32 protein-coding genes and 2 pseudogenes are annotated in these 21,520 nt (G+C 68.5%); 28 read left to right on the top strand and 6 right to left on the bottom strand.

Annotation, left to right across the window (positions count from 1 at the left end):
- Nucleotide 1: 1 nt before the first annotated feature.
- The 5 genes from MFF56_RS08435 to MFF56_RS08415 are packed head-to-tail and all read left to right on the top strand — an operon-like array spanning nucleotide 2 to nucleotide 4,026.
- Nucleotides 2-583: a phage tail-collar fiber domain-containing protein gene (locus MFF56_RS08435; RefSeq protein WP_066919530.1), complete on the top strand. Its 582-nt coding sequence runs from the start codon at nucleotides 2-4 to the stop codon at nucleotides 581-583.
- 7 nt (nucleotides 584-590) lie between these two features.
- Nucleotides 591-932, top strand: a complete 342-nt coding sequence (locus MFF56_RS08430; protein WP_066919528.1) for a hypothetical protein — start codon at nucleotides 591-593, stop codon at nucleotides 930-932.
- A gap of 11 nt (nucleotides 933-943) precedes the next feature.
- Nucleotides 944-1,681: a hypothetical protein gene (locus tag MFF56_RS08425; protein ID WP_066919526.1), complete on the top strand. Its 738-nt coding sequence runs from the start codon at nucleotides 944-946 to the stop codon at nucleotides 1,679-1,681.
- 4 nt (nucleotides 1,682-1,685) lie between these two features.
- Nucleotides 1,686-3,575 (top strand): hypothetical protein, encoded by a 1,890-nt coding sequence (locus tag MFF56_RS08420; RefSeq protein WP_238229933.1) that lies wholly within the window; start codon nucleotides 1,686-1,688, stop codon nucleotides 3,573-3,575.
- Nucleotide 3,576: 1 nt separating this feature from the next.
- Complete coding sequence (locus tag MFF56_RS08415) at nucleotides 3,577-4,026, top strand: DUF4376 domain-containing protein (protein ID WP_238229932.1); 450 nt, start codon at nucleotides 3,577-3,579, stop codon at nucleotides 4,024-4,026.
- Nucleotides 4,027-4,074: 48 nt separating this feature from the next.
- On the opposite strand, the gene MFF56_RS08410 is transcribed toward MFF56_RS08415, so the two are convergent.
- The gene (locus MFF56_RS08410) at nucleotides 4,075-4,770 is read right to left on the bottom strand and encodes a hypothetical protein (protein ID WP_156453590.1); all 696 of its coding nucleotides are present in this window, start codon (nucleotides 4,768-4,770) and stop codon (nucleotides 4,075-4,077) included.
- Between the two features lie 315 nt (nucleotides 4,771-5,085).
- Between MFF56_RS08410 and MFF56_RS08405 the strand changes: the two genes are divergently transcribed.
- Both MFF56_RS08405 and MFF56_RS08400 read left to right on the top strand, forming a co-directional pair.
- Nucleotides 5,086-6,369: a phage tail sheath protein gene (locus tag MFF56_RS08405; protein WP_066920441.1), complete on the top strand. Its 1,284-nt coding sequence runs from the start codon at nucleotides 5,086-5,088 to the stop codon at nucleotides 6,367-6,369.
- Between the two features lie 49 nt (nucleotides 6,370-6,418).
- Complete coding sequence (locus MFF56_RS08400; RefSeq protein WP_066920439.1) at nucleotides 6,419-6,949, top strand: phage major tail tube protein; 531 nt, start codon at nucleotides 6,419-6,421, stop codon at nucleotides 6,947-6,949.
- Nucleotides 6,950-6,972: 23 nt separating this feature from the next.
- On the opposite strand, the gene MFF56_RS08395 is transcribed toward MFF56_RS08400, so the two are convergent.
- Entirely contained in the window at nucleotides 6,973-7,275 is a 303-nt protein-coding gene (locus tag MFF56_RS08395) for a hypothetical protein (protein ID WP_066920437.1), read from the bottom strand.
- Between the two features lie 32 nt (nucleotides 7,276-7,307).
- Between MFF56_RS08395 and MFF56_RS08390 the strand changes: the two genes are divergently transcribed.
- The 20 genes from MFF56_RS08390 (at nucleotide 7,308) to MFF56_RS08295 (ending at nucleotide 18,955) form a co-directional block, all read left to right on the top strand.
- Nucleotides 7,308-7,613: a hypothetical protein gene (locus MFF56_RS08390; protein WP_066920435.1), complete on the top strand. Its 306-nt coding sequence runs from the start codon at nucleotides 7,308-7,310 to the stop codon at nucleotides 7,611-7,613.
- A gap of 107 nt (nucleotides 7,614-7,720) precedes the next feature.
- The gene (locus MFF56_RS08385) at nucleotides 7,721-10,210 is read left to right on the top strand and encodes a phage tail tape measure protein (protein ID WP_066920433.1); all 2,490 of its coding nucleotides are present in this window, start codon (nucleotides 7,721-7,723) and stop codon (nucleotides 10,208-10,210) included.
- A 3-nt stretch (nucleotides 10,211-10,213) separates the two neighbouring features.
- Entirely contained in the window at nucleotides 10,214-10,660 is a 447-nt protein-coding gene (locus tag MFF56_RS08380; RefSeq protein ID WP_066920431.1) for a phage tail protein, read from the top strand.
- Nucleotides 10,661-10,664: 4 nt separating this feature from the next.
- Nucleotides 10,665-10,898, top strand: coding sequence for a tail protein X (locus tag MFF56_RS08375; RefSeq protein WP_066920428.1), 234 nt, complete (start codon nucleotides 10,665-10,667; stop codon nucleotides 10,896-10,898).
- A gap of 7 nt (nucleotides 10,899-10,905) precedes the next feature.
- Nucleotides 10,906-11,955 (top strand): phage late control D family protein, encoded by a 1,050-nt coding sequence (locus MFF56_RS08370; protein WP_066920426.1) that lies wholly within the window; start codon nucleotides 10,906-10,908, stop codon nucleotides 11,953-11,955.
- Nucleotides 11,956-11,957: 2 nt separating this feature from the next.
- On the top strand, nucleotides 11,958-12,329 hold the full coding sequence (locus MFF56_RS08365) for a hypothetical protein (RefSeq protein ID WP_066920424.1): 372 nt from the start codon (nucleotides 11,958-11,960) through the stop codon (nucleotides 12,327-12,329).
- Nucleotides 12,322-12,936 carry a hypothetical protein gene (locus MFF56_RS08360; protein ID WP_156453589.1) on the top strand — a complete coding sequence of 205 codons (615 nt, stop codon included), beginning with the start codon at nucleotides 12,322-12,324 and terminating at the stop codon, nucleotides 12,934-12,936. The genes MFF56_RS08365 and MFF56_RS08360 overlap by 8 nt, the downstream gene beginning before the upstream one ends.
- Nucleotides 12,933-13,529, top strand: a complete 597-nt coding sequence (locus MFF56_RS08355) for a hypothetical protein (RefSeq protein ID WP_238229931.1) — start codon at nucleotides 12,933-12,935, stop codon at nucleotides 13,527-13,529. Before MFF56_RS08360 ends, MFF56_RS08355 begins: the two co-directional genes overlap by 4 nt.
- Before the next feature lie 11 nt (nucleotides 13,530-13,540).
- Nucleotides 13,541-14,056: a hypothetical protein gene (locus MFF56_RS08350; RefSeq protein WP_238229930.1), complete on the top strand. Its 516-nt coding sequence runs from the start codon at nucleotides 13,541-13,543 to the stop codon at nucleotides 14,054-14,056.
- A 1-nt stretch (nucleotide 14,057) separates the two neighbouring features.
- The gene (locus MFF56_RS08345; protein ID WP_066926176.1) at nucleotides 14,058-14,405 is read left to right on the top strand and encodes a hypothetical protein; all 348 of its coding nucleotides are present in this window, start codon (nucleotides 14,058-14,060) and stop codon (nucleotides 14,403-14,405) included.
- Between the two features lie 36 nt (nucleotides 14,406-14,441).
- On the top strand, nucleotides 14,442-15,140 hold the full coding sequence (locus tag MFF56_RS08340) for an NlpC/P60 family protein (protein WP_066926179.1): 699 nt from the start codon (nucleotides 14,442-14,444) through the stop codon (nucleotides 15,138-15,140).
- The gene (locus tag MFF56_RS08335) at nucleotides 15,137-15,283 is read left to right on the top strand and encodes a hypothetical protein (protein ID WP_156453952.1); all 147 of its coding nucleotides are present in this window, start codon (nucleotides 15,137-15,139) and stop codon (nucleotides 15,281-15,283) included. The genes MFF56_RS08340 and MFF56_RS08335 overlap by 4 nt, the downstream gene beginning before the upstream one ends.
- Nucleotides 15,284-15,347: 64 nt before the next feature.
- Complete coding sequence (locus tag MFF56_RS08330) at nucleotides 15,348-15,887, top strand: hypothetical protein (protein ID WP_066926181.1); 540 nt, start codon at nucleotides 15,348-15,350, stop codon at nucleotides 15,885-15,887.
- Entirely contained in the window at nucleotides 15,884-16,105 is a 222-nt protein-coding gene (locus tag MFF56_RS08325; protein WP_066926184.1) for a peptidoglycan-binding protein, read from the top strand. The genes MFF56_RS08330 and MFF56_RS08325 overlap by 4 nt, the downstream gene beginning before the upstream one ends.
- 2 nt (nucleotides 16,106-16,107) lie before the next feature.
- On the top strand, nucleotides 16,108-16,323 hold the full coding sequence (locus MFF56_RS08320) for a hypothetical protein (RefSeq protein WP_066926189.1): 216 nt from the start codon (nucleotides 16,108-16,110) through the stop codon (nucleotides 16,321-16,323).
- A gap of 28 nt (nucleotides 16,324-16,351) precedes the next feature.
- Nucleotides 16,352-16,660, top strand: a complete 309-nt coding sequence (locus MFF56_RS08315) for a hypothetical protein (RefSeq protein ID WP_156453953.1) — start codon at nucleotides 16,352-16,354, stop codon at nucleotides 16,658-16,660.
- Entirely contained in the window at nucleotides 16,657-17,220 is a 564-nt protein-coding gene (locus tag MFF56_RS08310) for a hypothetical protein (RefSeq protein WP_066926195.1), read from the top strand. Before MFF56_RS08315 ends, MFF56_RS08310 begins: the two co-directional genes overlap by 4 nt.
- Before the next feature lie 276 nt (nucleotides 17,221-17,496).
- Nucleotides 17,497-17,745, top strand: coding sequence for a DUF6894 family protein (locus MFF56_RS08305; RefSeq protein ID WP_066926197.1), 249 nt, complete (start codon nucleotides 17,497-17,499; stop codon nucleotides 17,743-17,745).
- 514 nt (nucleotides 17,746-18,259) lie between these two features.
- Nucleotides 18,260-18,514, top strand: a complete 255-nt coding sequence (locus tag MFF56_RS08300; RefSeq protein WP_066926200.1) for a DUF6894 family protein — start codon at nucleotides 18,260-18,262, stop codon at nucleotides 18,512-18,514.
- A 225-nt stretch (nucleotides 18,515-18,739) separates the two neighbouring features.
- Complete coding sequence (locus tag MFF56_RS08295) at nucleotides 18,740-18,955, top strand: helix-turn-helix domain-containing protein (protein WP_066926203.1); 216 nt, start codon at nucleotides 18,740-18,742, stop codon at nucleotides 18,953-18,955.
- 34 nt (nucleotides 18,956-18,989) lie between these two features.
- Here MFF56_RS08295 and MFF56_RS08290 read toward each other — a convergent pair whose 3' ends face one another.
- The 3 genes from MFF56_RS08290 to MFF56_RS08280 form a co-directional block, all read right to left on the bottom strand.
- A complete protein-coding gene (locus MFF56_RS08290) occupies nucleotides 18,990-19,292 on the bottom strand; it encodes a hypothetical protein (RefSeq protein WP_238229929.1) in 303 nt (100 codons plus the stop codon).
- Nucleotides 19,289-19,552: a hypothetical protein gene (locus tag MFF56_RS08285; RefSeq protein ID WP_066923828.1), complete on the bottom strand. Its 264-nt coding sequence runs from the start codon at nucleotides 19,550-19,552 to the stop codon at nucleotides 19,289-19,291. Before MFF56_RS08285 ends, MFF56_RS08290 begins: the two co-directional genes overlap by 4 nt.
- Nucleotides 19,553-20,068: 516 nt before the next feature.
- Nucleotides 20,069-20,455 (bottom strand): hypothetical protein, encoded by a 387-nt coding sequence (locus MFF56_RS08280; protein WP_238229928.1) that lies wholly within the window; start codon nucleotides 20,453-20,455, stop codon nucleotides 20,069-20,071.
- A gap of 472 nt (nucleotides 20,456-20,927) precedes the next feature.
- Here MFF56_RS08280 and MFF56_RS32095 point away from each other — a divergent pair.
- A pseudogene (locus MFF56_RS32095) lies at nucleotides 20,928-21,131 on the top strand (transposase); the annotation flags it as partial.
- A gap of 232 nt (nucleotides 21,132-21,363) precedes the next feature.
- Here the strand turns inward: MFF56_RS32095 and MFF56_RS08270 are convergent.
- A pseudogene (locus tag MFF56_RS08270) lies at nucleotides 21,364-21,520 on the bottom strand (cytochrome o ubiquinol oxidase subunit IV); the annotation flags it as partial.

Raw genomic sequence — 21,520 nt, 5'->3', positions numbered from 1 at the left:
GATGGCCTTCTCCGTGATCCCGACCCTCCAGGGTCAGGCTGCCATAGCGGCCGCCATCGCGGGCACGGCCCCGCTCACGCTCTCCTCGCTCGTCGTGGGCGATGGCAACGGCGCGGCGATCACGCCGCTGGAGACGCAGACCGCCCTTTACGGCCCGCGCGCCACTCTCGGGATCCAGAGCGCGGTGCGCTCCGGCAACCAAGTCACCGTCACCGGCATCGTGGACCAGAACACGGGCGGGTTCACGATCCGCGAGTTCGGCCTAATCGACGCGAACGGCCTCCTTCTCTTCGTCGGCTCAACCCCTGAAACCCAGAAGCTCACGATCGCGGAGGGCGCCTTCGACGAGCTGACGATCCAGGCCGTGATCGTGGTCTCGGAGACGGCCAACATCTTCATCAACGCCTCGCCCGGCTCCTTCGCGACGCAGGACTTCGTCTTCCAGGCGATCCCGCCCTTCGCCACCGATCAAGAGACGATCGACGGTCAGCTCCTGACCAAGATGACCCACCCTCACGGGGTGGCCGCTGCGATCCAGGCCGTGGTCTCGCCCGGCCGCCTCCTCCACATCGGTAGCTTCTGAGGACAGCATGTCGAACTTCGTCGCCAACAAGTTCGCGGCCGACCTCGCCGCGACGACTCTGACCGAGCTGACCGCCTCGGCGAACAGCGCCAACGGCCAGGCGGTCACGGCCGGCACGCATCAGCTCAACCTCTGCAACCGCACCGGCTCCGCGATCTCGGTCCGCGTCGCGATCACCAAGGCCGGCGTCAACGCGCCTGCGCTCGCCGACTACGTCGAGTGGGACGCGCCGCTCGAGCCGAACGGCGTGCTCGCGCGCTGGCCGATCCCGATGGGCGACGGCTGGAAGGTCTTCGTCCAGGCGTCCGCCGTCGGCGTCTCCGCCAACCTCCTCGCACTCCAGGGCTGAGGCGCACGCCGATGAACCGCATCCTCTCCCGCCTGCAGTCGAGCACCGCCGCCTCGTCAGGCTCCGGCTTTCCCGGCCTCAACAACGGCCCGGGCCTGCCCACTGCACTGCGGCCCTACACGGGGCCCTACGGGGCCGGCCAGATCGCCTTCATCAGCGCCACGGGTACGTGGACCGTGCCCAGCGGCTGCAACAGGATCCGCGTGCGGGCCTGGGGCGTCGGCGGAGGCAACAACAACAACAACGCCGGTATCGACGGCGGCGACGTCCAGTTCGGCACCTACTTCACGGCCGGCGGCGGCAAGGCCGGAACGACGAGCGGCCCGGGCGCGGGTGGCGTGGCAACCGGCGGCGACATCAACCGCAACGGTGCGGCCGCCGCCGGTTACAATGGAGGCTCGCCCGGCAATCTGTTCCTGCCCGGCTCCTTCGGCGGCCCGATTGGGGGCAGCGGCTGGCTCGACAGCATCGACTTCCTGGGCTGCGGCCCACGCGGGAGCAGCAACGGCGGAGCGGGAGCGGCCGGCTCGGCGCTGCTCGACGCCGGTGGAGCGGGCGGCTTGCCCGGCGGCGGCGCTGGCGGGGTCCTGCCGAACACCGGCCAGGGCAGCGCCACGGTTTACGGCAGCGGGGGCGGCGCCTTCTGCCTGAAGGAGATCTCCGGCCTCTCGCCCGGCACCCAGATCGTATGCACCGTTCCCGTAGCGCCCAATAAGGGCGGGCCGGGCCTCATCGTCATCGAGTGGTAGCCCTATGGCCGACGCGGTCTCGACTGCGCTCTCGCAGCTTACCCTCGCGCTCGCGAATGCGGACGCCGCCAGCCGCACGGCGGCCGAGCAGGCCTCGCGCGCGCAGGCCCTCATCGACCTTGTCTCCCGCGCCCTGACCTCGCTGCGGGTGCCGCACCGCTGGGTCGGAACCCGTCTCGATCTGCTCGGCCCGACCGGCTACGTGCCCGGGCCCGACCTCGTCGGTCCGATCGGCGCACAGGGAAATGCCGGCTGGACGCCGCAGTTCGGGGTCGCCACCGATGGAGGGCGGCGCGTCCTCCAGGTCTCCGGCTGGACAGGGGGGCAGGGCACGCCTCCGGCCTCTGGCCTCTATGTCGGCGTTGGCGGCCTCGTCCCGAACATCGCGAACGCAGTCGACATCCGCGGGCCGGCTCCAGACACCACCGGGTTCATCGCGCAGGACGGCTCGCGCGCCTTCACGGGTCAGCAGAGCTTCGTCGCGCCAGCGGCCGGGCGCGCCTCGATCGTGCTGCCGACGGGCACGGATCCGTCCGCCGCGACCGAAGGCGCGATCTGGAACAACGGCGGCACGCTGAAGGGCTATCTCGGCGGCGTCACCCGGATCTTCGCCTTCCTCGGCATCGCCCAGAGCTGGGGGGCGCTCCAGACCTTCCTCTCGGGCACGGTGCTGACCCCGGTCGGCGCCGATCCCAGCTCGCCTGTCGAGGGGCAGCGCTGGCATCGGAGCGGGCTCGGCGCCTTTCTGTACCTGAACAGCGCCACCCGGCGGCTTCTCGACAGCACGCAGTTCTCGACGACCGCGCAGGCGCAAGACGGCACCGACACCACGACCGTCATGAACCCTGCTCGGGTCAAGGAATCGGTCACCCAGTTCTCGACGAGTGACGCGCCCGCCAACGACCTGATGTGGTTCGGCGACGGCTCGGACGGCGACCTGACGGCGTCCTCGGGCACGACGACCCTGACACGGGACACCTTCTACAACAACGTCACGCTCTCGGGCTCGGCGATCATCGACACGGCGGGCCACCGCCTGTTCGTGAAGGGCACGCTCAACATCTCGGGGCTGACCTCGGGCTACATCGGGCGGCTCGCAGCGGCCGCAACGACGCAGACGGGCGCCTCGGCGCTTGCCTCTGGTTCACTCGGCGGCGGCGTGGCGGGCGCAACCGGTGCGCCGGGCAGCCCCGCAACCAACACTGGCAGTCAAGGCTCCGCTGCCACAGCAGGAACCGTCGTTGCGGGCGGCACGGGTACGGGCACGGGCGGTGCGGGGGGGAGTTCGGGCTTCGCAGGCGGGTCGGCGCGCGCCGGCACGCTCGCCACCTCGCTCTTCCGGCCACGACGTGCCGCGACTGATCCTCTCTCGGCGGCCGGCCCCGTCACGGGCGGCGGCGCGGGTGGGGCCGGCGGCGGCAGTGGCGGAGGTGACGGCGGGACAAATGGCGGCGGCGCTGGCGGCGGCGGCGGTGCGAGCGGCGGTATCGTGTTCGTCTTCGCTCGCACCATCAACCGCGGTGCCTCGACTGCGGCTGCAGCCATCCGTGCCCGCGGCGGCAACGGGGCGAACGGAACGTCGGTGCCGAACGCGGCCGGCGGCGGCGGCGGCGGCGCTGGCGGCGCGGGCGGTTGGCTGCAGGTCGTCTACCGCTTCCTGACCGGCGCCACGGCGACGAACTGCCTGGACGTGAGCGGAGGCAGCGGCGGAAGCGGCGGCACCAGCACGGTCGGGGGGGCGGTCGGCAAGGGTGGCGGGGCCGGCTACGGCGGCCTGATCACGACCTACAACCTCGGCGCAGGCACCACATCCTCCGTGTTCGGCGCCCAGACGAGCACGGCTCCGACGACGGCCACGGGCGAGACCGCGGCCACGACAGCGCTGAGCCTCTGACATGCCGAGCACGATCGACCCGCTCTCCGACGCGATTTTCACGCCCGAGGGCGAGGCGCCGCCCGGACCGAGCGTGGATGCGCTCTGCGCGATGGTGGATGCCGAGGTCGAGCGCCGCACCCAAGCGGGCTTCGCGTGCCACGGCCACCACTTCCAGTCCCGCCCGAAGGACCAGGACAACATCCGCGACGCCTATGCCCGGGCGTCGCGGGCGGCAGCGGCCGGCGCCCAGATCGGCGACATCTTCTGGTACGGCGACGGCAAGCCGTTCGGCTGGATCGCCGAGGACAACACGCTCGTCGCCATGGACGCCCAGGCGGTGATCGAGATGGGCGACACGATGGGCACGCGGAAAAAGGATCTCATTTTCGCGGGCACTGAGCTGAAGGCTCGTATCCGAGCGGGTGCGGTCATCGCGAACGTTGCGGATGACGCGTTGTGGCCGGCTTGAGCCTGCTCGAACGTTTGGACGCCCAAGCCTCGGGCTGGCTCGGAATCGTTATGACGGCCGAAGCTTGTCGGCAAAACGTCCCGTGAATGCAAATTGCCCCACGTGCGTGATGTCTTCGGTCACGTTTGCCCAGATCTCACCACCGCACTCGACGATCCAGCGATGGCAAAAAGAGTAGTCCTCACCGTAGAATGCTCCGTGTTTGCTCTCGATTGGGCGGAAAGCCTGGAGGAGACCGTTCGCCCATCCCGGCCCTCCCTGGAACCCTGGGGCCCAAAGCCCGGGGATCTCTTTCATTCGCTCCAAAACTTCGCGCTTGATGAGCAGGACTCCGGCTCCTGTTGAATGTACGCGGGTAAAACCCTCGTCTGACACCTGAAGAATGGGTCCGTTCGACCCCTCCGACGTGATGACAGTTGGTGCGACGAAGTCATTCGCCATAGAAAACAGGCGTTCCGCGCTCTGCGCGGACACAGCCATCTCTTTCACCCGCTCCGCCTTGAGCTGCTTGGCCGGATATATTGCGCTGACAACAGGTTTGTCGAAATCAAGCATCTTCTCCAGCAGGCTCGACCCAAATCCCATGTCGGCATCAACAAAAAACAGATGCGTGATATCCTGGTTGGCCAAAGCGTAGCTCGCGAGAATATTGCGAGCAAGATCAAGGACGGACATGCTGATTAGGCGTTGGGAAATCTTCGTCGGGACACGGAAGCTTGGAGCCGCCCTCACGATAGAGGTCACGGTCTCGTGGAAGTGTATCGTCACCATGCCTCCATAGGCTGGCGTTGCGATCAAGACGTGACGTGGGAGGACCATGCGGATGTCTCTGACCTAATGTGTTCCCTTGAAGCGGCTACCCTTCTGGCGAGCGGCTTCCCGGCGTGCAACTAGCGGCCGCCGTCGTTCTACCCTGTCCTAACTCAATCGTCGCCGTTGCGCTCCTGACGACCATCGGGACGGAGCAACAACCAAACCCGCTCCTGACACCGGCCTCCGGGCCGCCCTTCACCCCTGCCGGGCTCGCCGGTGGGGCCTCTCAGCGTGGAGACACCACCCATGGCCACCGCTCCCGTCTTCGGCACAATCGACCAGCGCTTTTCCGACGAGCCCCTGGCGACCGGACCGATCGACTTCTCGAAGATCGCCTTCGTCTCGACCTCCACGGGCGCGGACGACATCCTGTTCCCGGCCGGCGTCAGCACCGACCTCGCCTCCTACAAGGCGGTGCGGTTCACCTCCTCGGACACCACCTTCACGTCGAAGCTCGGCAGCGGCTACCTCGCCGACGCGGTGCGGGCCGTGAACGCGCAGCTCGCGCCCGGCTCGCAAGCGGCCGACATCACCGTAATCCGCTGTGCCGAAGGCACGGGAGCGGATGCCGCCGCGAAGCTCGCCGCCACCATGGCGAACGTGATCAAGGGCCTGGAGGCGTTGAAGTACGCGCCCCAGAAGATCAACGCCACACCCCGCCTCGTCGGCGTGCCGGGCTACACCGCGCAGCGCACCGGCACCGACGCCAACCCGGTGATCGCCGCCCTGCCGGAGGTGCTCTCCGCGCTCCTCGCCGTTGCCGTGGTCGACGTGGACGACTCCTCGCGCGACGCTGCGATCGATGCTCGGGAGAAGATCGGCTCGGACCGCATCTTGCCGGTGGGCGTGGCCGCGCGCGTCTTCGACACCGACGGCACCACCGTCATCACCCGCCCCATGGCACCGCGCATCCTCGGCCTGATGACCCGCGTGGACTTCCAGAGCGGCGGCAAGCCGTTCGAGCCCTTCGCCAACCGGCAGATCTACGGGCTCGTGAACACGTCCCGCGATATCCCGTTCGACCTGCGGGACGGATCGGTCGAAGGCCAGCAGCTCCTCGCCGCGGAGGTCTCGATCGTCACGCAGGGCGAGGTCGATATCGACGGCGCCATCGCGGACGGCGGCTTCGTCTTCATCGGCACCGACAACTGCGCCAGCGACGGCGACCTCTGGCAGCAGATCCATCAGGTGCGCGGCGCCGACTACATCGACGTCGAGCACATGCGGATCACCCGCCTGTTCCTCGGCCGCAAGATCAGCGCCTCGAATGCCGAGGCTTGGATCAACTCGCTCAAGTTCAACCTGCGCGACCACAAGGCCGCCGACGACATCCTCGGCTACAAGGTCGAGTTCAAGCCCGACCAGAACAGCCCGGAGCAGGTCCGGGCCGGCCGCCTGACCACCGATCTCGGCATCGAGGAGGCCCCGGTGTTCCGCGTCGCGAAGCGCAACGTGCGCCGCTACCGCCAGGCCGTGAACGACCTCGTCGCCGACATCGCCGCGCGCATCAACGCGGCCGCCATCCTCTGAGCGGGCCGCCGGCCCTCCTCCCCCAGCATCAGCCTGAAGGACGACCGCGATGCCCGCGCAGTACCCCTACATCATGGAAGCGATCGACGTGCGGCGGGCGACGCAGCCCGACTCCTCGCGCCGCAAGATCATCAAGACCATGGCGCTGCCCGCGCTCACCCGCGTCACGGCCGAGATGATGTCGGGCGGCTCGATTGCGAAGCTCAACCTCAGCTACCCGCAGATCGAGGCGCTGGAGCCGAAGTTTGCCACCCACGGCCCAGACCTCGACGTGCTGAAGAACTTCGGCCTCGTCTCTGGCGCCGCCATGGAGAAGTGGGTCTTCGCGGGCTCGATGCGGGTCCGGAAGGGCGGCGTGGTGCCGGCCCGCGCCACGATCGAGGGCGTGGTCAACACCTGGGAGCCGGACGAGAACACGCCCGGCGAGCTCATGGGCTGCAACCACACCTTCGCGGAGGTGACGCACTACGAGCTGATCATCGACGGCGAGGAGCTGTTCTACTTCGACGACGACGAGAACATCGCCCGGTCGGGCGGCGTGGATTGGTTCGCCGCCACCCGCCGGGCGCTGGGGATCTGATCAGCCGCGGGGCGGTCGCTCTCCTACCGGCCCTTGTCGGCCGCCCAAAGGATCGCTCGGTGCATTCGAGTGATCCTCGCACAGATCCCGACCCCGAACGCGAAGACGTTGAAGGCCAGCAAAGCCGCCACATAGGTAAGGGACTTCGTCCAGAGAGAGCCAATGTAGGCGGCTTCCGCGATGGAAACCGAGCCGGATGTGCTGGTCTTATAGGCGGCAGCTCCGCTTATCTCCCCGGAAATGATGAAGAACGCCCCAGCGTTTACGAGCGCGATGATCGCTAAGCCACCCCAATCGTGGGGCTTCGGGGCGAACTCATTCGACACAGCTTTTCTCCAGATTGCATCCAGGATCTAGCATGCCGAGCTACACCCTCGCCAAGCCCGTCGTGCTGAAAGACGGACGGCAGTTCGCTGTGCTGACAATGGAGAGCGCGACGCTTGCCGGCGTCGCCATGCACGAGACCGTGCTGGCGAACACCGGATCCTCGACCGCGGCGCTCGTCGCGATGCTGGCGGTCGAGTGCGGCTGGCCGCAGGAAGCCGTCGGCCGGATCGCCGCCGCCGAGATGGAGGCGGTCATCGAAGCGCTCGACCCTTTCGCCTTCGCTCGCCAGCCTGGCGAGAGTGGCGAACCCTCGCAGCAGACCTCGCCCACCTCCTGAGTACCCCGCTCCCGGCGCTCCGCCCGGAGCCTTGGTCCGAGATCCTCGCGTGGCACGCCGAGGCCGTCCGGATCGCGCAGTGGCACGCTGAAGGCTGAGAACCCCGCATGGCATCTCGCACCGCGCAGCTCATCGCGCAGCTCGTCGATCGCGTCTCCGGCCCGGCCAAGGGCATGGCCGGCGCGCTCGACGGCGTCGCCGCGGCCGGGAAGCGCCTCGGCAAGGGCATGGCGACGCCCGCGCTCGACAAGCTGACGAAGGACCTGAAGGACGCGCAGGCGCAGGCCGAGAAGCTGGCGCAGCTGCAGAACCGGATGAAGACGCTCGGCACCTCGCGCACTGCCTTCAACGGCGCGCGCCAGGATCTGGAGCGGATCAGCCGCGAGCTGGAGGTGGCGCGTAAGCTCTCGGCGGCCGGCGACAAGGAGGCGGCCCGCTCCGTGCGGACGCTGGAGCGAGAGCAGGCCCGCGCCCGCGCGTCGGTGCGCTCGGCCGCCAGCGCGTTCGAGGCGGAGGCCGAGGCGGCCAAGCGTCTGCGCCGCGAGCTGGCAGCGCTCGGTGTCCCGATGACGTCGCTCGCCTCGGCGCAATCGTCCGTCGCGGCGAAGGCGCAGGCCGCAGCGACGGCGCTCGATCGGCAGACACGGGCAGAGAAGCGCGCGCGCGCGGCTGACGCGCTCGCCTCGCAGGCGCGAGAGGCCGGGGCGCCTGGCCGGCGCGGGGTCACGGGCGGCCTGGGGCTGGCCAGCGGGCGGTTCCTTGGCGCCGGCGCGGCGGCCTACACCGCGGCGGCCACCTACAAGCAGGCGGCCGCCTTCGACCGCCGGATCACCATGATCGGGCAGACGGCCGACGCCGCGCGGCCGCAGATCGACCAGCTCGGCGCCAGCGTCCATGACCTGGCACAAGAGACGGCCACGCCAGTTGATCGCCTCGTCGGCGGTCTGGAGGCGCTCGTCGCGCAGGGGCGCAGCCTGAAGGAGGCGATGGACTTCCTCCCCTCCGTGGCGCGCACCGCTGCTGCGACGGGCTCCGAGGTCGACGACATCGCGAAGTCGGCCGACTCGGTCGGGTCCAACTTCAATATCGCCGGCAAGGAGATGCAGGCCGCTTTCGACATCATGGCGGCGGGCGGCAAGGCCGGGCAGTTCGAATTGAAGGATATGGCCCGCTACCTGCCGAGCCTGTCGCCGGCCGCGAAGGCGGTCGGCTTCGCCGGGCAGCAGGGGCTCTCCGACATCGTCGCCATGCTGCAGGTGATCCGGAAGGGCACCGGCTCATCCGAGGAGGCGGCGACCTCGTTGACCAACATCTTCCAGAAGATGGAGAGCGAAGAGACGGTCAAGCGCTTCAAGAAGATGGGTGTCGATCTTGAGGCGGCCATGAAGAAGGGGCGCAAGGAGGGGCGGAACCTGATCGAGGTGTTCGAGGAGGCCGCGAACTTGGCGCTGAAGGGCGACCTCTCGAAACTGCCGAACCTCATCGCCGACCAAGAGTTCGGTCGCGGTGTGCGGGCCCTGATGACCTATCGGGGCGAGTGGCAAAAGCTCTCGGCCACGATCCGCGAGACCTCAGCCGGCACCGTCTCAAAAGATCTGCAGCAGGTCACGAAGGACTCGCAGTCGGCCCTCGACCGGCTCAGCAACTCGGCCCAGCGCGCCGGCCAGGCCGGCGCCCGGTTCATGGACTCGGCCTTCGGTACCAGCGACCGGATCCAGGGCGTCGCGAAGGCGCTTGAGGGCACCGCGCAGGCGATCGAGCGCATCAACGAGGCCTACAACAAAGGGGGCCTGCTCGGCGTCGGCAAATTCCTGAAGGATCTGCCCGGCGAGGCCGCGCGTGAGAAGCTGGCCGAGACCTTGCCGGAGCGGAAAAAGGAGCAGGCCGGCCAGATCAAGGCGATCGAGGACGACATCACCGCGACCGAGCGGACGATGCGGCAGACCGGGCGCTTGCAGGAGCAGATCGACGGCGTGCTCCGATCGAAGCGGGCGGCGCTCGCGGCGGCCAAGCGTGCGCAGGGCGATCTCGACATGGAGACGGCAGGCTTCCGGAAGGGTCCGCCGAGCATGTTGCAGGAACCGACAACACCGATCCAGGGGCAGACTGGCCCGATCGGCCAGGGCGGCGGCTCGCGGAACGGCACAGCCTTCAACGAGGCCTTCCCGATCGATCTCTCCGGGCGGAAGCCCATGCCGGCCGTGACGCCGCTGCCGCCGCGCAGGCCAGCCAGCGTGCCGACCCTCTACGGCAACGTGGATGATGCATTCGGGCCCGGGCAGACGATCGCGCCCAAGGTCGACACCTCTCAGGTCGAGGGCGCCCAGACCAAGCTCGACGAGCTCGGGACCAAGATGGACGAGGTCGGGCAGAAGACCATCGCGCCGCCGGTCAACAGCGCCCCCGTGGACGGCATCATCGAGAAGCTCGGGCGCGTGCTCGGGCTGATCTCGCAGGTGAACAGCGGCGCCGACGGCGCGGCAGCGAAGGTCAGCGCCCTCTCGACGGCAGCCGCGAACGCGGGCGGCGCGATGGGGCGCACCGGCAAGGTCGCCTCCGCGCGTTCCGGCGCGTTCGCCGATACAGGGATGGGGTAGCGCATGCTCTGGCAGGTCGGCCCGCTCACCATCTCGCGGCGCCCGTACAACATCGAGGAGTGGTCCCGGGAGGCGTCGGCCTCCTGGGCGAAGAAGGAGCTACTCGGGCGCCGCCCGGACCGCGAGTTCACGGGCGAGGGCGAGGAGACGCTGACGCTGAAGGGCACGCTGCATCCCTTCAATCGGAACGCCATCGCCGGCCTGTCGAGCCTGGATCTCGCGCACAGCCTGTGCCGTTCCGGGCAGGCCGTCTTCGTCACCCGGGCGGACGGGCGCGTGTTCGGCTTCTACGGGATCATCAGCGTCAGCGAGACCCACAGCGCAATCGGCCCGCACACCGGCGGGATCGGGCAGCAGATCGAGCACGAGCTGAAGCTGGAGCCGGTCGGACAGCCCGATCTCGGGTCCTCGACCGACCTTCTGTCCCAGTTCATCAGCCTGTTCGGGTGACGCGATGCCGACGACGATCCGCGTAGCGGGCGAGAAGGTCACGCTGGACCTGCTCCTCTGGCGCCATGGCAAGCGACGCGGCGCCACCTCGGCGCGACTTGCCGAGACGCTTGCGCTGAACCCGGGCCTCGCTGCGTTCGGTCCCTACATCCCGGTCGGCACGCCCGTCCTGATCCCGGACCTGCCGCCGGAAAGAGAGCGGCGCCTGTCGGTGACTGCCGTCTCCCTTTTCGACTGAGGCTGCGATGCCGCTCACCGTGGATTGGGCCATCACGCTCGACGGCCAGAACTACACCTCGCGCTTCAACCCCTACGTCATGGAGATCGAGGTCCAGGATCAGGACGGGACCGAGAGCGACACGGCCCGGCTCACGCTCGCCGACGACGGGCGGCTGATCATGCTCAAGAAGGGCCTGATGCTGAGCGTGTCGATCCTCGGCGTGAAGGTGTTCGAGGGGAAGACCGAGAGCCCGCGCTACACCCTGGCGAAGGGCGACGGCGGCCGGCTCATCATCTCGGCCAAAGGCTTCGATGCGGAGAAGGGCGCCAAGGAGGGCAAGCACTTCGCCAAGGAGGACGCGACCCTGAAGGAGTACCTGGAGGAGTTCGCCAAAAAGGCGGGGCTCTCCGGGATCAAGGTCGACGAGCAGCTCGGCAAGATGAAGAGCCCGTGGCGCGGTCCAGAGGGGCGGTCGTTCATCCACGAGGGCAACCGCCTCGCCCGGGAGTACGGGGCCGCCTTCAAGATCCAGGGCGACAAGGCCGTCTTCGTGAAGCGCGGCAAGGGCGTCACCGCCAGCGGCCAGCCCCTGCCGACGATCCAGGCCACCAACCCGGGCAACCTGCTCAACGTGGACATCGAGCCGTTCGAGGCCCGCTCCGTCTACCGCGACGTGCGCGTCCAGGGCTTCGACCGAAAGACGGCCAAGTTCTTCGAGGAGAAGGTGGACATCGACACCTCGGGCGCGACGGGCGGCGCCTCGGCGGTGCTCCGGGGCAAGCGCAGCGACAAGGACGACGCGAAGGCGCGCGGCGAGGGCCGGAAGACCGAGGCCGAGCGGGACAAGGGCGGCGGCACGGTCGAGATCGACATCGAGCCGCAGGCCCGGGCCGAAGGCACCTGCATCGTATCCGGCACACGCGCCGGCATCGACGGCACCTACCGGATCGCCAGCGTCACCCACACGCTGCGCCCAGGCGAGGGCGGCGGCGCCACGACGAAGCTCGAGCTGAAGCAGCCGGACGACAAGGCCGGCAAGGACTCCCGCAAGGCGGGCCAGACCTCGGAGGGCTGACCATGACGGCTTCCCCCGCCCCGATCACACCGCCGCAGCGCGACATCGTCATCTGGCGCGGCGACAATGAGCCGGCCGTGAAGTGGTGCTTCGGCGACGCGAGCACGCCGGACCTCCTTGCCGGGTCCGAGTTCGAGCTGACCGTGCGCTGGGCGGGCGCGGGCGCGGACATGGTGCTGCGCTCCGAGGACCCGGTGACCACGCTGACCGTGGATGTGTCCGCCCGCACCGTTGCCTGGGCCTACACCGCGGGCGAGAGCCTGGAGCTGCCGCGCGGGGTCCACAGCTACGAGCTGCGCCGCGTGATCGGCGACCGCCGCCGGACCTGGGTCTGGGGCACGCTCAGCGTCATGTCGGGGCTGCGCCGTGACTGAGCCGCGCATCGTCTACGTGCCGGTCCCCGCCTCGCCGCCGGTGGTGATGGTCCCGGCGCCGCGCCTGCCCGCCGCCATCTTGGTTGAGACCGGCCCGGTGGGCCCGCGCGGCCCGGCGGGCGGGGCGGGCCCGGTCGGCTCCTACGGACTCGGCCAGATCACCTACACCGAGCGCATGCTGGAGGCCTCCGACACGTTCGAGCCGGGCGTGCGCGGGCCGGTGCTGTTCGAGCCGACCAGCGTTCAGGACTACCTCAACCCGCCCTTCGACGGGCACGCCTTCTGGGTCGATAACCGCGTGGCGGCCCGGGCGCTGGGCGATCTCTACGACTTCCAGATCAACCTCATCGTGACCGCGCAGGTGGCGGGCGGCGAGGTGCGGCTCGAGGCCGATGTCGGCTCGGCGCTCGGGCCGGTGGCCGCCGACACGCAGAGCCTGTTCGCCGCCGCCCTGGAGCCGGAGCGCGTCACCTTCCGGCTCCGGGTCCAGGCGCTGGCCGGCTTCCTCGCCAACGGCTGCGCCTTCTACCTGACGAGCTCCGTGCCGATCACGACGATCAGCGAGACGGTGCTGGTCGCGCCCGCCTCGATCTGGGGCCGACCGTGAGGACGGCGGTCTGGTACGACGCCGGCTGCGACGTGATCTGGATCAGCAGCCACGAGGAGCCGTTCGCCCCGCGCACGCTGCGGGCGCTTCTCGACGACGCTGGCCGGATCCACATCCGCCGCGTCGGCCAGGACAAGACGCTGGCGGGCGGCACCTACGCCGACTTCGCCGACGGCGCGGGCTTCGGCTTCCTCTCGCCGGCCGAGGCGCTGATCTACCTCGACGAGGTCTTCGGGCGGCGCCCGGAGCAGGCCGTCACGGTGCCCGCGCCGATCGCGCTGTCCGGCCACCGGGTGATCAGCGTGACCGCGGTCGGCATCGGCTACGCCTCGAGCGACGACCCGGCGAGCGTCGCGGCCGTGCTCGGCATCACCGAGTCGGCGTGCGAGGCCGGCATCGTCCCGGCCTACCGCACCGCGGGCGCGCTCGACGAGCCGTCGTGGTCCTTCGAGATCGGGCCGGTCTTCCTCGGCCTGGCCGGCGCCCTCACGCAGACCGCGCCCGAAGCCGGTGCGGTCCTGCAGGTCGGCGTCGCGGCGTCCCCGACCCGCCTCTTGGTCGGGATCCAGGAACCGTACTTCCTGGCCTCCTAGGGAGCATCACCATGCCTGCAAAGAGCTTCGCCCGCCGGGTCGCGGGCGTCTGGCGCGAGGTGCTGGGCGTCGTCACGTCGTCCGGCGCCGCCAACGCGGGCGACATCCCCGCGCTCGACGACAGCGGCCACCTCGACGCCTCGGTTATGCCGGTGGGCTACGGCGCCGACGGGAAAGTGCTCACCGCGAGCGAGGCCCTGTCCGCCACGAACCTCGTCAGCGTCTGGAACAATGCCGGCGCCGAGAGCGTCCGGAAGGCCGACGCCTCGGCCGAGGGCAAGCCTGCCAACGGCTACGTGCTGGACGCGGCCACCTCCGGCGGCACGGTGACGGTCTACTTCGGCCGCAAGATCACCGGCCTCACCGGCATCGTGCCGGGCCAGCGCTACTACCTCGCGACCGCCCCGGGCGGCTTCACGGCAACGCCCGTGACCGGCGCGGGCAAGATCGACCAGTTCATCGGCACGGGCATCTCGACCACCGAGATCGCGTTCGAGCCCGACGATTACGTGGTGAAGGCGGCCTGACATGGCCGCGCGCCGTCCGCTCTGCCGGATCGGCGGCCGCAACGTCGAGCTGCCGGCCGGCGACACGGTCTCCGGTCCGAACGCCCTTTTCACGGGCGTGGCGACGCTGCCCGCCCTGACGCTCCTCCTCGCCGCCTCGACCACGACCTTCACCGTTGTGCCGGCGGTCACGGGCGACGCCCTCCTCGCGGGCGAGCCGATCACCGTCACCCCGGCCGCCGACATCCCCGCCGGCCTCAACATCGCCTGGGCCCGGGTCGTCGCGACCAACCAAGTACGCATCGGCCTGACGGCCAACGTCGCCCTGGCCCTCTCCACCATGGCGTTCAGCGTCGTCGCCACGCGCTGAGCGGCGCCTGCCTCACACCACCACAAGGAATCAATCATGGACGTCGCTGAGATCCAGCGCGCTCTGATCGCGCGCGGCTATGACCTGGGCGCGTCTGGTGCCGATGGCGATGCTGGCCCGAGGACCATCGCGGCCGTGATGGCGTTCCAGCGCTCGGCCGGGCTCGTGGCTGACGGCATCGCCGGACCTCTCACGGTGAAAGCCCTTCAGGGCGCTGACGTGAGCGAGCGCCGGTCCGAGCCAGAGCAGCCCGCGTGGCTGACCCTGGCGAGCCAGGACCTCGGCATCGTCGAGGGCATCGGCAAGGCGAACAACCCGAAGGTGGTCGCCTACTTCAAGGACGCCGGCTTCGCGGGCGTGAAGGACGACGCGACCGCGTGGTGTGCCGCCTTCGCCAACGCGATGCTGGAGCGGGCCGGCCGGCGCGGCTCGCGCAGCCTCGCCGCCCGCTCGTTCGAGGGCTGGGGCGTCGGCCTGAAGGACCCGGCGCTGGGCTGCATCGCCACCAAGAAGCGGGGCAACTCGTCCTGGCAGGGCCACGTCGGGTTCGTCGTCGGCGCCAACAAGGACCAGATCTTCCTTCTCGGCGGCAACCAGGGCGACAAGGTCTCGGTCGCAGCGTTCAAGCGGTCCGAGTTCACCGCGTTCCGCTGGCCGTCCGATGTGCCGCTGCCGGTCGCCTCGAAGCTGCCGACGTCGATCGCGGGGGCGCGCTCCGGCGTGAGCGAGGCGTGACCGACGACCGCCGCCCCATCTTCCCGCCGGCCCCGCGCCGGACGAGCGAGCCGCCGCCCCTGCCGCCGGTCCGCTATCCGCCGAACCCGTCCCCATGGGCGCGGCTCGGCCTCTGGCTCTTCGACCGCCTCACCCGGCGGTGACCTGAGATCCCGACGCCGGCCGGGCTGAGCCGCGCAACCCTCCACCACAACCGAAAGACCCGACATGACCCGCAAGGTTCTCCTCGCGGCGCTGGCGCTCGCCTGTGCCGTCTTCTGTATCGGCTTCCCGGTGGCTGCCTTCGCCGCCGAGGTCGCCACCGTCGGCGACACCGCCGTGATCGTGCCGTGGGGGCAGTGGGTGGTCGCCATCGCCCAGACTGTCACCGAGATCCTCGTGCCGATCCTGGTGGCAGGGATCGGCACCATCCTCGCCAAGCTGTTCCCGCCCGCGCGGATGCTGCTCACCGACGCGTTGGTCGAATCGACCCTCCGGAAGTGGCTCGCTTTCGGCCTGAACGAGGTGGCCGGCGCTGCCCGGGACAAGACCCTCAGCTTCAACGTCGGCTCCGCGGTGGTGGCGGCCGCGCTGTCCAGGGCGACCGATCGGGCCAGCGTGAACGCGATCAGCGCGTGGGTGCTGAAGCAGGCCGGAGGCGAGGCCGAGGTGGCGAAGAAGCTGACGCGGATGCTCAGCCTCGAGCCGGACGCGATCGGCAGCGAGGTGGCCGGCGCCGCGGCCGCGCAGGTTGGTGCACGGACGTGACCCTCCCGTGGTGGGCCACAGCCGTCCTGACGCTGATCGCCAAGATCTTCAACCAGTGGCTCGCCAACAAGCGGGCCGAGGTCGCCATGCGCGATCTCGGCGCCGCGACCGCGCGGGTCGACGGCCTCCGCAAGGCCGAGCGTCAGGAACAGAAAGCACGAGCCGCGGGTGCCGCCGCGGCCGAGGCGCAGGACGATCCACGCGATCTGAGAGACTGACCATGGACGGATGCACCATCTCCGGCCTCGCCTTCATCGTTATTCAGGCGACGATCCACTGCCCGCAGCCGGCGGTGCCTGACGCCGCTCGCTTCTGCCAGACCGTCGAGGCCCCGATCCGCTACAGCCGGACCGACACAGCCGAGACGCGCGCGCAGCTGCGCAGCCTGAACGCGAAGTGGCGGGCCGTATGCGCGCCCGAGACTGCGGGGCGCTGATCAGCCGGCCCAGCAAGACCTCAACAACATGAGCGGGAACGCGATGCCGACGCTGCCGGAGGAATCCACCGACACGCCCGTCCTGTCCGGGCAGGGCGACATCAAGAGCGACGTGCGGCTGCTCGCCTATCAGGTCGCACAGCTCGACAAGAAGCTGGATCGGTTCTTCGAGGAGGTGAAGAACAACTATGCGAGCAAGGCCGACCTGAAGAACGTCAAGGACGACGTCGACAAGCTCAACAACAACATCGGCTGGCTGGTGAAGATCATCATCGGCGCCGTCGTGGTGGCGCTGCTCGGCCTCGTCATCGTGAAGGGAGGCGTGTCCCCGCGATGATCAAGCACGTACCCGTTCCCGAACCCCTCAAGCCCAAGCCCGAGGACGTCGACCTGTACGCACGCGCACTCGCCCTGTCGCACGCCCCGCGCCAGACCCCTCTCTACGAGCGTCTGCTGAACTGGGTCTACTGGGGCATGATCCTGGCGGCCCTGATCTGGGTGGCCAGCATGGTCCTCGATCGCGAGCCTCCGGTGAGGCAGATCTCGCGGGAGATCGTGAACCCCGACAAGCAGGTCCGGCCGGGCGAGCGCCTGCTGATCCAGGGCTCGCGCGTGCGGGTCCGCCAGTGCGAGCTCACCCGGCGCTGGTGGATCATCGACGGCATGGGGCGGCGCCTCGACTTCGAGCCGGAGCGCTTCGACGCCTACGGCGAGGTCGGTTCGGAGACCGAGATCATCGGGCCCTTCGTGCCGCTCGACGCGATGCCCGGCCGCGGGCGGATCCTCGGCGTGCTGGCCTACGACTGCAACCCGCTGCAGCGCGCGCTTGGCTGGTCGATCGTGGTGATGCTGCCGGCGCTGGAGTTCGAGATCCTGCCGCGGGAGCGGGCGCCATGAACTGCCCGGCGCCCGATCAGGACCTCACCGCCGTCATCGCTGTGATCTGCCTGCTGGCCGGGCTGATCATCGGCGGGGCGGTCGCCGCGCGCGGGCCGCCGGGATGACGCGCGAGGCCCGCACAAGCTTCGAGCGCCATCAGCGCCAAGCCTAGAGTACGACTTCAGCCCGCCCGGTTCGCCGCGGTGGGCTTTCTCGTGCCGGAGTCTCGCCGGGCCGAACCCACCCAGGGTCATCGCGTTGGTGCCGTACGACCCAACACCTGACGAGTTTCGGATGCCGCTCTACACAGTCGACACCGATGACGCTGGCGATTTCGTGCCGGGGGACGCAGAGGCCGGCTTCGACTGTCCGAGGAAAGCTAGGACGGAAGCGCACCGGGTCCTTGGCTCCATGACGCACTGCGCACTGCCGGACGGTGAGCATCGCGTGCTGCGGGCCATCGTTCGTGATGAAACCGGGCAAGAGATCTACGTGGCGACTGTGACGTTCGCGGGGGAGTGGAAAATTCCGCTTGCCACGTGATCGCCACTCCCGGCGCAATTTATTTTATGTTGTGATTTGCGTTGCTGAGGCGCATTACTTATCGTCCTCTATTCGTGAGCGTCGATGATGATCAAGAAGATTGTGCGCTTCACGATATCGGCCGCATCGACTTTGGGGCCGCGCGAAGCATTTCGACTCAACGCCGGTAGCGCCGTGGTGCTGGGGGACAGGTGGGCTACTGAAGGCTGCTGGGATATACGCATCACTGACCCAGGCGGCTTAGAACAAGATCTGCCAAACTTCCGGCAGAACTTGCCCATGCTCCGACGTATCGCTCGACGGCTAAAACTCTCGTAGGTCTCGCGCTCAGCCCGCCCGGCTCAGCGCCGCGGTGGGCATTTATTGAATATTCTGTCGTTCTCACGCCCCGTGCGGCACTTCGTTTGTGGCGGAGTATCAAGTCTGTTACGCTTCGCCATCGTCGGCCACGGTATCGGGCGCCGGCGGCTGAGAGAGACGCGCGCTCCCGCCTTGCTACAGCCGGGAGCAACGCATGCCTCGCTATCATTTCAACGTCTATGACGGTGTGACCCTGCTCGACAAAAAGGGGGTCGAGCTGCCGGACACCAAGTTCGCGCGGCGAGAGGCTGTTCGTTATGCGGGCGTGCTTCTTGAGGAAGGGGCGAGGCTAGAGAGCCTTGGTCCGGAATGGCGAATGGAAGTGACGGACACGACAGGACTCATTCTATTCAGGCTGGATTTCTTTGTGACGCCCTCTCCGGTCATGAAACCGTTGGATATACCGTGAGAGCCGCCTTAATATTCAGGAAGTTTGCTTTATCCAACCGCCTCAACACGGCATCCAAGACAGCTTCATCCTCGCCGGCGCCCGGCGCCTAGGCTGACCGACCTCGGCGCGCTTCTGGGTAACCCAAGGCGCACCCTCCCGGATCTTTGGCACTGCCGCGAGTTGCCGGATCACGGCGCCCAGCCCTGCTGAAACTTTCCGCGCTGGGCGTCCGTACCGGGGGGCATGACAGATCAGCCCTCCATCAACACCCTTGCCAGCACCCTGCGCCGCGCTCGTGAGCGCCTCGCTCTGGATCAGGACAGCCTGGCTCAGCTGGCCAATGTTCCCCTAGCTACGATCGAACAAACCGAACTCGGCGAGTTGACCAAGCTCGATGCCGTGTCGGCCGAGAGGCTAGCCGGGACGCTCGGAATCAAGACCGAGGAATTGCTGAGGTAGGTCGGTGCGTCGTAGTCCGAGCGCCTGATCGGGGTCAGCTCCGCAGCCATCCTGGCGGGTTCGGCCGCATATAGGGCTTGCCGGTGCGCTCACTCCATGCCCGCGCTCGCTCCACGGCATCAAGGAGCGCGCCGATCGCCTCCTCGCGGGTCTGCGCCTCGCCGTACACCTTGCCGATCTCCGCGGCCGTCGTGAGGAGCCCGCTCGCGGTCCAGAACCAGACCTCTCGCTCCAACCCGCCCGGCCTGTGCCGATAGACGCGCCCGAGCGTGAGGCCGTCCCGCTCCGCGACGAAATCGTGGGGCGCGTCATCGAAGGTCCGGCGCCAGGTGATCACGCCTTCTCCGGCCGCGCCATCAGGATCGCGGTGCGCGCCATGGTCCTCCGCCAACCGGGCTTGGCCTCCGGATCGGCGAGAGCCTTCGCGGAGAAGCTATGCGCCTCGACGGCCGCAGCGAGGTCGAGCAGGTAGCCGCCGCCGATCGGGTACTGCCCGGTCTTCGGCTTCGCCAGCACCGCGTCGACCGCGGCGTTGATCTCGTTGCCGGTGACGATGGCAGCCTTGCGCAGGGCGCCCGTGATCTTCTGGTCAGCCATGGCGTGAGGATAGCGCCGTCTCTCGGTAATGGCCCGTGCTTCCTGGCTCCAATCCGCAACTCGGCCAGCCCAACCGCAAGTGAATTACATTAATATTCGCTGTGAGAAGGGCCACTTGTCATGCGATGAGGAAATGTCGAGTGCGGCGACGTATTGTGTTTGACAGAGTCGCGTGGGCGTGATGAGGGAATTTCGGGGGGACGACGAAGGCGGATTGAGACTTGCTGTACCCCTAAGCGGATACGCTAGGCCCTGAGCCAGGGAGCAATCGTGGTAAAAAGCAAAATCTCACTCACGCCAGCCGAATTAGCAGCGCTCAAATCTGTACTAAGGCATGGTGAAGAGCCGCTATAATTCATCACAACGGCGATTAACCTCGAAATTGCACGCCGGGAAAGCCGACCTCGACGCGGCCTCAGAGCCACGAAGATTTTGGTGACGCCTCAGCATGAGGTGCCAGAGGAGCTGGACGAGATCGAGATCATTGCCAGTGTCGGAGCTGGCGAATGAGCCCGTTCACCCCTTGAACGCCCAGATCGGCACGCCCCGCAGGCGCGGGTGCGGGTTGCCGACCTGCGTCCGGTAGTAGGTCAGCAGCCCGAAGCTGATCCGGTCGGCGTCGATGAACTCGACGGGCCCCGGCATCGGCACCAGAGCGCCGCAATAGTCCCCGCGGATCGTGCCGTGCTGCGCATGGACCGAGAACAGGTCGAGGTCGGTCCAGCCGAGTTCCACCGCCTGCGCGCCGAACCGCTCCAGGAAGTCGAGCATAGCAGCGTGCGTCTTCTGCCACTGCTCACCGTAGAGGCCGGGGCACGGGCTCTTCCCCGGGCTCAGGCGCTCGATGCCGGAGCGCCAGGTGTAAAGGTCGGAGGTCGGGACGGGGGCGAGGTGCGCGGACATCGGCGCGGGATACGGACCGCCCTGCCCTGCCGCTATGCCCGCCGGGCCACAGCCCCGACGCCTGGCCCATCGAGACAGGTGCTTCTTTGCACGTTGAGCGTCCGACTAAACGTCCTACTCAACGTCCTACACAAACCCAAACCCGCTTGAAGAAATCTATAATAAGCAACTACTTAGCGAGCCATAACCTTTCACGCGACGGACGCTACCTCCGCCAGCCACTCGAGCTGAGTTATTGCCTGCACTGGGTTTTTAGCTTCAGCGCGGCCTGACAGCCCTCCCCTTAGCCCACATTCGCAGCCGGCTTGTACCGGCCCTTGATGGACTTCATCGGATGAATGTCCGGGCCGCGAACCATGAGGGTACCAGCGCCTCCCCCGGGATACGTCCCCTGAACGAGCTTCAGAGTGTGGGACAAAACCGGCGTGAGCGGGTTGGAAGGCCCTGGATGCTCTCGTCCCCGACGACCTGTCTCGTCGTGGACGCCAGGGCCACGCCGCTCGGCCTGAGGCTCACGGGGGCCAACTGCCACGACAGCCGCATGCTGGCTGCCACGCTCGATGCGGTGCCGGGTGTCCGTACCGGTCGGCCCGGTCGCCAACGGCGCGAGCCCGACAAGCTGCACGCCGACAAGGGCTACGATCATCGCCGCTGCCTGGACGGCAGCCGCTGCCGACGGGACAGCGCCTCGTACAGGCGCACCGCGTTTACCCCGTCGATCTGGCGCTCGTCCTGCTGCAGCGAGCCGCGCTCGCGGTGCCGCAACTGAGACTACGCGCGCGGCATCTTGGCGGTGTACCAGGCGCCGGCCGGGGGCGTCAGGCGGTCGAGGACCGCCTCCCAGCGGACCCGGCGCGCGAGGGTGGCGCTCATGGGGTGGCGCTCATGGGCGTGCCCGCATCGCGGCCTCAGCCCCCCAGGCGCGGGCTCATCGGCATCATGGTCCCGTTGAGGTGGGCCATGATCCAGAGCGAGCCGACCAGCACCAGGGCGACGATGAGCAGGCCGAAGGCCAGGGCCATGACGTTGTTGGTCTGGTCCGGCCCGCTGCCGAGATGCAGGAAG

Source organism: Methylobacterium hispanicum (assembly GCF_022179285.1).
Classification (GTDB): Bacteria; Pseudomonadota; Alphaproteobacteria; order Rhizobiales; family Beijerinckiaceae; genus Methylobacterium; species Methylobacterium hispanicum.
Note: the sequence above shows the minus strand (reverse complement) of the source record. Positions and strands in the feature narration are given on the sequence as shown.

Excerpts from the sequence above, each read along its gene's own strand:
- MFF56_RS08365 (WP_066920424.1), top strand. The coding sequence starts at position 11,958 with ATGACGGCTTCCCCCGCCCCGATCACACCGCCGCAGCGCGACATCGTC.
- MFF56_RS08430 (WP_066919528.1), top strand. The coding sequence starts at position 591 with ATGTCGAACTTCGTCGCCAACAAGTTCGCGGCCGACCTCGCCGCGACG.
- MFF56_RS08380 (WP_066920431.1), top strand. The coding sequence starts at position 10,214 with ATGCTCTGGCAGGTCGGCCCGCTCACCATCTCGCGGCGCCCGTACAAC.
- MFF56_RS08415 (WP_238229932.1), top strand. The coding sequence starts at position 3,577 with ATGCCGAGCACGATCGACCCGCTCTCCGACGCGATTTTCACGCCCGAG.
- MFF56_RS08330 (WP_066926181.1), top strand. The coding sequence starts at position 15,348 with ATGACCCGCAAGGTTCTCCTCGCGGCGCTGGCGCTCGCCTGTGCCGTC.
- MFF56_RS08405 (WP_066920441.1), top strand. The coding sequence starts at position 5,086 with ATGGCCACCGCTCCCGTCTTCGGCACAATCGACCAGCGCTTTTCCGAC.
- MFF56_RS08300 (WP_066926200.1), top strand. The coding sequence starts at position 18,260 with ATGCCTCGCTATCATTTCAACGTCTATGACGGTGTGACCCTGCTCGAC.
- MFF56_RS08345 (WP_066926176.1), top strand. The coding sequence starts at position 14,058 with ATGGCCGCGCGCCGTCCGCTCTGCCGGATCGGCGGCCGCAACGTCGAG.
- MFF56_RS08280 (WP_238229928.1), bottom strand. The coding sequence starts at position 20,455 with ATGTCCGCGCACCTCGCCCCCGTCCCGACCTCCGACCTTTACACCTGG.
- MFF56_RS08350 (WP_238229930.1), top strand. The coding sequence starts at position 13,541 with ATGCCTGCAAAGAGCTTCGCCCGCCGGGTCGCGGGCGTCTGGCGCGAG.
- MFF56_RS08390 (WP_066920435.1), top strand. The coding sequence starts at position 7,308 with ATGCCGAGCTACACCCTCGCCAAGCCCGTCGTGCTGAAAGACGGACGG.
- MFF56_RS08375 (WP_066920428.1), top strand. The coding sequence starts at position 10,665 with ATGCCGACGACGATCCGCGTAGCGGGCGAGAAGGTCACGCTGGACCTG.
- MFF56_RS08320 (WP_066926189.1), top strand. The coding sequence starts at position 16,108 with ATGGACGGATGCACCATCTCCGGCCTCGCCTTCATCGTTATTCAGGCG.
- MFF56_RS08285 (WP_066923828.1), bottom strand. The coding sequence starts at position 19,552 with ATGGCTGACCAGAAGATCACGGGCGCCCTGCGCAAGGCTGCCATCGTC.
- MFF56_RS08425 (WP_066919526.1), top strand. The coding sequence starts at position 944 with ATGAACCGCATCCTCTCCCGCCTGCAGTCGAGCACCGCCGCCTCGTCA.
- MFF56_RS08370 (WP_066920426.1), top strand. The coding sequence starts at position 10,906 with ATGCCGCTCACCGTGGATTGGGCCATCACGCTCGACGGCCAGAACTAC.
- MFF56_RS08340 (WP_066926179.1), top strand. The coding sequence starts at position 14,442 with ATGGACGTCGCTGAGATCCAGCGCGCTCTGATCGCGCGCGGCTATGAC.
- MFF56_RS08435 (WP_066919530.1), top strand. The coding sequence starts at position 2 with ATGGCCTTCTCCGTGATCCCGACCCTCCAGGGTCAGGCTGCCATAGCG.
- MFF56_RS08295 (WP_066926203.1), top strand. The coding sequence starts at position 18,740 with ATGACAGATCAGCCCTCCATCAACACCCTTGCCAGCACCCTGCGCCGC.
- MFF56_RS08315 (WP_156453953.1), top strand. The coding sequence starts at position 16,352 with ATGAGCGGGAACGCGATGCCGACGCTGCCGGAGGAATCCACCGACACG.
- MFF56_RS08305 (WP_066926197.1), top strand. The coding sequence starts at position 17,497 with ATGCCGCTCTACACAGTCGACACCGATGACGCTGGCGATTTCGTGCCG.
- MFF56_RS08310 (WP_066926195.1), top strand. The coding sequence starts at position 16,657 with ATGATCAAGCACGTACCCGTTCCCGAACCCCTCAAGCCCAAGCCCGAG.
- MFF56_RS08385 (WP_066920433.1), top strand. The coding sequence starts at position 7,721 with ATGGCATCTCGCACCGCGCAGCTCATCGCGCAGCTCGTCGATCGCGTC.
- MFF56_RS08420 (WP_238229933.1), top strand. The coding sequence starts at position 1,686 with ATGGCCGACGCGGTCTCGACTGCGCTCTCGCAGCTTACCCTCGCGCTC.
- MFF56_RS08400 (WP_066920439.1), top strand. The coding sequence starts at position 6,419 with ATGCCCGCGCAGTACCCCTACATCATGGAAGCGATCGACGTGCGGCGG.